This window comes from Syntrophomonas sp. UBA1041, assembly GCF_002316705.1.
GTDB lineage: Bacteria > Bacillota > Syntrophomonadia > Syntrophomonadales > Syntrophomonadaceae > DTU019.
The window spans coordinates 7430-14697 of record NZ_DCEA01000051.1; the positions used below are offsets into that span (position 1 = coordinate 7430).

Sequence of the window (7268 nt, forward strand, 5' to 3'; positions counted from 1 at the left end):
TTCTGATAAAGCGGTTTTTTAGCTGGGTTTTATTTGTCGATTTTATAGATATGCATTTGTTCGCGCCCCGTAGGGAGCGTTTTTGCTTTTTCCGCTGCGGCGGGCATAATCCCCTGCAGCTGCTGGTTCAATTCATAAGAACACTTGGTGCAAAAACGCCCGGCGTCAATTTTGGCCGAGCAGCGCTCACACTTAAGACTGGCCACAAATCCACGGGAAAGCAGACGGCCTTCGCGCAAAAACTGCAAAATGGTTTCTTCCTTAACGCCAGTAGCCTGGGAAACTTCGATAACGTCTGCCCCATTGTGGTCGCGCACATATCTGCGCACAATAGCGAATTCTTTATCGACATTATCGAGGCACTTGCGGCACAAGCTGCTTCCCTGGGAGGCGAAAACCCGTCCACATTGTCTGCAATTCTTCAAGTCTGCCATGGCAATCTCCCTCCTGCTGCCTAGAAACCTTTACCGGTTGCCCAGGTTATCACCGAAACCCGGGCAGCCCCGGCCCGCAATAAGCTGCGGGTACACTCTCGGGCAGTCGACCCTGTAGTATATACATCGTCAACCAGCAGAATATTCTTTGCTTTTATGCGCTGCGGATCTCTGACTTTAAAAGCGCAGAGCAGGTTCTTCTCTCGTTCCTCTTTGGTCAATTCCCTTTGGGCAGGGGTTTCCTTGACCCGCAGCAGCATGTTATTATCCATGGGCAGCTTTAAATGCCGGGCAATATGCCGGGCCAGCAGCTCGGTCTGATTGAAACCGCGCTGGGTTAAGCTGCCCAGGGAAGCGGGAACCGGAATAATGACATCTATCGGCCAGAATCGGGACTCGTTCTTAACCACTTCGGCCATCAGCCGGCCCATTTGCCCGGCCAGATATTTGCGGCCCAGGAATTTTAAAACCTTAATGGCAATGCGGTAGCCGTCTTTATCATATGGGCCTACTGCCCGGGCTATGTGAAAACCGGGCGAATTGACCCGGCAGTCATGACAAAGCACCTCTTCGGTATCCAAATACTTACCGCATAAATCACAGATCGGCAGGCAGGTTTGGGCTTTTTGCATCTCTTGGGCGCAGTTTTCGCACCAGGGACGACGGCTAGAGAACCTTCCCGGTTCTCTGCACACGCAGCATACGTTTTCAGGAAAGAGAATATCCATCAACAGATTTAACACCCAACCCCCTCCTTTCCGCCAACAATAGAAATCCGGCCGTGTGGCGCCTCTTACCCTACGACAAAACATATATTAATCATAATACAGCTTAATAGGAAATTGTATGGGTAAATCAAGCTTCCAGGAAATAGAACGGCTTAATTATAAAAGAGGGGTTCTCCCGGCATGTCCATGTAAGCTGGCAGGAAAAAAAACCGACCGTTTTCCTTCTCTCCGGCCGGTTTAATTTTTTCGTAGCGGCGGCCCCGTCTGAAGCGTTTGGAACACTGGATACTGCCTATAATCAAAGCCGCCATTATGACTACCCATACAGAAAACACCATTAATTTTAAGAAGAAAGCCATGTAAATAACCTCCTTCAAGCCTATTTTGTACATAATATGCTTTCCGGAGGCCGAATCATTCCTGGTATTACTAGGCTTCGCCCTCTTCGTCTACCACTATGTCGTTTCGTAGGGCATAAACGGCCGCTTGAGTTCGATCTTTTACATTAAGTTTGCGGAAAATACTGGTTAGGTGGTTCTTTACTGTTTTTTCGCTGATAAAGAGAGTGTCTGCCATGTCTTTGTTGGAGTTGCCTTTCACCAGCAAGGTCAGGACATCTTTCTCCCGTTTGGTGAGTTTGACATCATCTTCTTTCTTTTCATTGCGGGTCAATTCTTTGACCAGCCGGTTGGCAACCCGGGGATGAATTACGATTTCGCCGTCGATAACACGATGAATGGTGTCAATTAGCTCGCTGCCAGCCACATCTTTGAGGACATAAGCGGAAACCCCTGCTCTGACCATCTCTACAACCTCTTCATCCTCGTAGATTGTCAAGGCGATAATGCGAATCGAAGGGATCTCCCTTTTAATAACCTGCGTAGCTACCACCCCGTTGGTGCCTGGCATATTAACATCCATCAAGATGATATCCGGTTTCTCTTTGCGGGCTATGTTGATAGCGCCCTGACCATCGCCCACCTCGGTGATGACTTCAATGCTTTTGTCCAACTCTAATAGCTTGCGCAGGCCCTCCCTAACTAGCACATGGTCATCCGCTATTACAACTTTTATTTTGTCCATCCTTGACATCTCCCTCCAGCGGCACAGTTATGATAACCTGTGTTCCCTTGCCGGGCGCCGAGATTATCTCCACTTCGCCGCCCAGCAATTCGACCCGTTCCTTCATGCCCATTATCCCGTAACTCTCTGATTTGGTCGCGGTTCTCCCCACATCGAACCCGCGGCCTTCGTCTTTTATCACCAGTGTCAGGCTGCGGCCTTTATCTTCCATTTTAACCAGTACTTTATTGGCCCCCGAATGTTTGCGGATGTTGGTTATGGACTCCTGAACCATTCGAAACAGGGCGATTTCCAGGGACATATCGTATTTCTTCTTCTCGCCGAAAACCACAAAGTCGATATCCAAATCGTATTTGGCGCCATAGTCCCTGAAGAAGTCGCTCAAGGTGGCACAGAAATCATCTTCGTGGAGCAGAGAAGGTTTCAGGTCGAACATAATGCGTCTGATCTCGCTCAGGCTCTCTGATCCCATCTGCTTGATATTTTCAATCTCTTCATATATGCGGTTGATATCATCCCCCCACAGGTGTTGAATGAGATCCAAACGGATCATCATACCCGCCAAATTCTGCGCCGGGCCGTCATGCAGATCCCGGGCAATTCTACGCCTTTCGGCTTCTTGTGATTGTATGATCCAGATGCCCAGCTGCCTGTTCCTGTGGGAATCTTCTATGGTTTCGTTTATCCTTTCGACATTTCCCTTGAGAATCTTGAGGGCAAAACCGGTGGAACTCAGAAAGCTTTCCGCTTTTTGATTGATAGCCTGAAATTTGTTGATGTGGCGGGTAAGCTCCTCACGCCTCCTGCGCAGGTACATTTCGCTTTGACGCAGGTCCAACAGCCTCAGTTGCAGTTCACGCGCGCTCTCATAAGCCTTCTTGATATCAATTTCCGAGTAGGAGCGAAAATTTCGGCTCACTTCCATTAATCGCAAACGAGCCAGCCGTTCGAGTTTTTCATTTTTTTGCACCTCATCAATGATCCGCCCGGCTTCCAGAGTGAGTTCTTCCATCTCCACCTCCAGGCGAATACATTGCTTGCGGCTCTCTTCGGATATGTCAAAAATATCACCACGGCTTTGCTCCATGGTGTTAATAATTTGAACAAGAATCAAATCCAGTTGATTCAATTCATTCGATCCTAAATTTTCGCTGTCTATAGAACTTTCGTCGTTATTCATAAAAATTCCTCTTCCTACTCTTCATAAATTTTATATGATGAAGGAATCTTGTACCAGACCTAATTATTTATTTCCAGAGCCTCACAGAAAGCCTTCTCAATGGCCTCTAAGCTCTGCAAATCGGCGCTTTCAGTATATATTCGCAAAACCGGTTCGGTATTTGAGAAGCGTGCCAACAGCCAGCTGTCATCAGCCAGGGACCAGCGCATCTCTTCCTGATCGGTTATCGATAGGACTTTCAGCCCTGATATGGTCTTAGGACGAAAAGCTGATAACCGCTCTTTGAGCAGGGGTTCTCGTCCCTGGGTAAATAACACATCCTGGCGGCGATTAACCAGGCGCCCATAGTCCCGGTAAAGCTCTTCGGTCAATTCAGCACAGCTTTTTCCGCTGTAAGCCATCATCTCTACTGCCAGGAGGCAAGCCAGTATGCCGTCTTTTTCCGGAACATGGCCCCAGACGCTCAGACCGCCGCTTTCTTCACCACCCAGGAGGCCGTTGTACTCACGCATGGCCTGGCTGACATATTTGAATCCCACCGGGGTTTCGATGACTTGTAAACCATTCAGTTTGGCGATACGATCCAATAGATGAGTGGTGGCTACGGTACGCACTACCGGCCCCCTCACCGTCCGAGTTTTAAGGAAGTGATCCAAAAGCAGGGCTATAACCAGGTTGCCGTTTATGAATCTGCCCTCCTGGTCAACGATTCCAAAACGGTCGGCATCCCCGTCCAGGGCCAATCCTATATCCGCGTTATAACTGACTACCGCACGGCGCAAATCGAACAGGTTCCGTTCCACCGGCTCGGGAACAATATTCCCAAACATCACGTCACGATGATTGTGTATAGATTTTACTTCGATGCCCAGTCGGGTCAAATACTGCTCCAGAAATCCCATTCCGGCTCCATACATCGGGTCCACAACCACCTTGAGGCTCTTGGCTTTGAAATGCTCCCGGCGGAGAAGCTTGTCAAGATGGGTAAGGTAGGCGTTATCCAGTTCAATTTCCTCAATCAAACTCAACTGAGCCGCTTCCTTGAGATCTATTTCATATATTTTGGCGCCTTCCGCTACCCTGTTGATCTCGGTTTCTATACACTGGGTCACCTCAGGCAGGGCCGGCCCGGCATAAGCCGGAATAAATTTGACTCCATTATAGTGGGCGGGATTGTGACTGGCAGTAATCACTATACCCCCACTACATTCCAGATGGCGCACTGCAAAAGCTACCAGGGGAGTGGGGGCGGGGTTTATCAACATATGAACCTTGATCCCGTTTCCGGCCAGGATGCGCGCGCACTCCTGGGCGAACTCGGGCGACATAAAGCGGTTGTCATAACCTATTACCACGCTTTTTCGCGGTCCGGTTCCACTATTTATATGAGCGGCGATTCCTTGAGCCACCATTCTTAAATTTGCATAGGTGAAATCCCGAGCGATAATAGCCCTCCAACCGTCGGTTCCAAAATGTATTGGCGTCATCTTTCTCCTCCTCAATAAATGCGTGAGCTGAATTCCTCCCAGAAGCCGCTAAACGAAGTTTACCACCCTTTAGAAGGGATTAGTATGAATTGATACAGAACTCTTCTTCGGCAACTGCGGGTTAAGCTTTGCTTCAGACCTGCGCTCCAATGCGCACATAAAGAAAGCTGATCAATTCCCGCACAATCCTGCGGGCTGCTTTGCCGTCACCGTAAGGGTTGATAGCCCGGGCCATCTTGTCGTACTCACGAGGATCGGATAACAATTTTTTGGTCTCTTCATATATTTTACGGCGGCTGGTGCCTACCAATTTGACAGTGCCTGCAGTGACGGCTTCAGGGCGCTCGGTAGTATCGCGCAACACCAAAACCGGTTTGCCCAGGGCCGGAGCTTCTTCCTGCAAGCCGCCTGAATCGGTGACAACCAGGTAAGATATGTTCATGAGATGGGCAAAGGGTTCATAATCGAGAGGCTCCAGGAGGTGTATGCGGGGCTTGCCGGACAGCATCTCTTCTGCTATGCTGCGGACGACAGGATTTTTGTGCACCGGGAAGACTACCGCGATGTCAGGAAACTCTTCGACCAGCTCCAGCAACGCCTGGTATATTTCGCGCATCCTTTCGCCCCAGTTTTCGCGGCGGTGGGTGGTGACTAAAATCAGCCGCTTGCTCATGTCGATGCCGTCAAATTCCCGGCCAAACTGATAATCATCCTTAATAATGCTGAGTAAGGCATCAATAACCGTGTTACCGGTGACCCATATCTTGAATTCGGCGGTGGCCTCGGCCAGAAGGTTTTCGCGGGAGGTGTCTGTAGGGGCGAAGTGTAATTCGGTGAGGCGACCGGTCAGGGTGCGGTTCATCTCTTCAGGAAAAGGAGAGTACTTGTTGCGGGTACGCAAACCGGCTTCTACATGTGCCACCGGGATGCGCATATAGAAGGCCGCTAATGATGCCGCCAGGGTAGTAGTGGTATCCCCGTGCACTATTACCAGGTCCGGTTTCTCCTTTTCCAGAACCTCCTTTAATCCGCTTAAGGCTCCTATGGTAATGCTGAATAAATCCTGACGGGTTTCCATCAGATTTAGATCGTAATCCGGCTGGATTTCAAACAGGCGCAAAACTTGATCCAACATCTCCCGATGCTGCGCGGTTACGGTCACAACGGTATGTATATCCGGCACCTTTTGCAGCTCTTTAACCACCGGAGCCATTTTTATGGCCTCGGGGCGAGTTCCAAAGACGACCATGACTTTGCCTAAATACACTATGATTCCTCCTGTAGCCTCAATGTAATGATCAATAGTACTTCTATTTCTTTAAGGTTGAAACCGGCACAATGGCGGTAATTTTGAAGACCAGACAGTTTTTGAGCGGGAACTGGCGGTAGAGAGTTTGAGCAAGCTTGCGCTGCAAGCGTTCAAAATACTCGCCGCCGGTGGTGTCGTCTTCCAGTTCCACATAAACCCTGACGCCGTCTTTGGTCTGCTGCCCCTCATCAGTCACCAAGACCAGGAATACCCCTTTTCCGGTCTGCTTTAAATTAGCATAGGTGCGGTCAGCGCCAAAACGCGCACAAATGATGCGGTCATCACCAATCATTTCTAATACTGTCAAAACCGCTACGTTGACATTGTACTCTTCATCAACCGTACTCAACGTTGTGGAAATCAAGTTGGCATTTAATAGCTTGCGGGCCTTTTCTGCCAGATTATTTTCCACTACCACACCTCCTGAGCTTACCTATTGATTAGCATCATAGTAATACATTCCCAGAATCAAGTCAAAAGGAAGCGATAGGGGAGGTTCCTTTACTCTAAGAATAAAGGAACCTCCCCATTACTGGTTCTTATTCGCTGCGCTTATTTTCTAATACCGTTGATGATAGCACCAGTGATTTGCTTTGATAGCTCCTGGGGATCTAATTCAACATCGTTCATGACTATGCAGCCGGCAAAATAGGGAATCAAGGCGCAGACCATGCGGCTGATCACACTGGGATCCAGGTCATCTCTGAGTTCTCCCCGGGCTATGCCCTTTTCCATCAAGGCCTGCATCTGCTGTTCTTTTTCAGCTTTTATCTTAAGGGTCCAAGCCAGCAATTCCTGATCCACCGCCTCTACCTCCCAGAAGCTTACCCGGGCCAGCTGACGGTTTTCCAGAAAATAGCGCAAGTGTGCGCTGATAGTGCGGTGCAGTTGCTCTTGTACGGACATATTCTCGATTTGTTCCAAGGGGATATTCTCCTCAAAATTACGCCAGCCGGTAAATAATACTTCATGGAAAAGCTCCAACTTGCTGCTGAAGTATTCGTAAATAGTGCCTTTGCCGGCCCCGGCTTGTATGGCGATTTCCTC

General features: G+C 49.2%; 9 protein-coding genes. All 9 read right to left on the minus strand.

Going from position 1 to position 7268, the window contains the following annotated elements; translation table 11 throughout:
• Positions 1-29: 29 nt before the first annotated feature.
• Positions 30-434, minus strand: coding sequence for a TIGR03826 family flagellar region protein (locus B2633_RS07530; RefSeq protein ID WP_483169981.1), 405 nt, complete (start codon positions 432-434; stop codon positions 30-32).
• Positions 435-454: 20 nt separating this feature from the next.
• On the minus strand, positions 455-1177 hold the full coding sequence (locus B2633_RS07535; protein ID WP_483169982.1) for a phosphoribosyltransferase family protein: 723 nt from the start codon (positions 1175-1177) through the stop codon (positions 455-457).
• A 137-nt stretch (positions 1178-1314) separates the two neighbouring features.
• Positions 1315-1521, minus strand: coding sequence for a hypothetical protein (locus B2633_RS07540; RefSeq protein ID WP_483169983.1), 207 nt, complete (start codon positions 1519-1521; stop codon positions 1315-1317).
• Between the two features lie 70 nt (positions 1522-1591).
• Positions 1592-2245, minus strand: a complete 654-nt coding sequence (locus tag B2633_RS07545) for a response regulator (protein WP_481042265.1) — start codon at positions 2243-2245, stop codon at positions 1592-1594.
• Positions 2214-3425, minus strand: coding sequence for a sensor histidine kinase (locus B2633_RS07550; protein WP_483169984.1), 1212 nt, complete (start codon positions 3423-3425; stop codon positions 2214-2216). Before B2633_RS07550 ends, B2633_RS07545 begins: the two co-directional genes overlap by 32 nt.
• Positions 3426-3484: 59 nt before the next feature.
• Positions 3485-4912, minus strand: coding sequence for a phosphoglucomutase/phosphomannomutase family protein (locus B2633_RS07555; protein WP_483169985.1), 1428 nt, complete (start codon positions 4910-4912; stop codon positions 3485-3487).
• 133 nt (positions 4913-5045) lie between these two features.
• Positions 5046-6161, minus strand: a complete 1116-nt coding sequence (gene wecB / locus B2633_RS07560) for a non-hydrolyzing UDP-N-acetylglucosamine 2-epimerase (protein WP_483169991.1) — start codon at positions 6159-6161, stop codon at positions 5046-5048.
• 61 nt (positions 6162-6222) lie between these two features.
• Positions 6223-6633: a hypothetical protein gene (locus B2633_RS07565; protein WP_483169986.1), complete on the minus strand. Its 411-nt coding sequence runs from the start codon at positions 6631-6633 to the stop codon at positions 6223-6225.
• Positions 6634-6773: 140 nt separating this feature from the next.
• Positions 6774-7268 (minus strand): TetR/AcrR family transcriptional regulator (locus B2633_RS07570; RefSeq protein ID WP_483169987.1); only part of this gene is annotated, 495 nt, incomplete at its 5' end.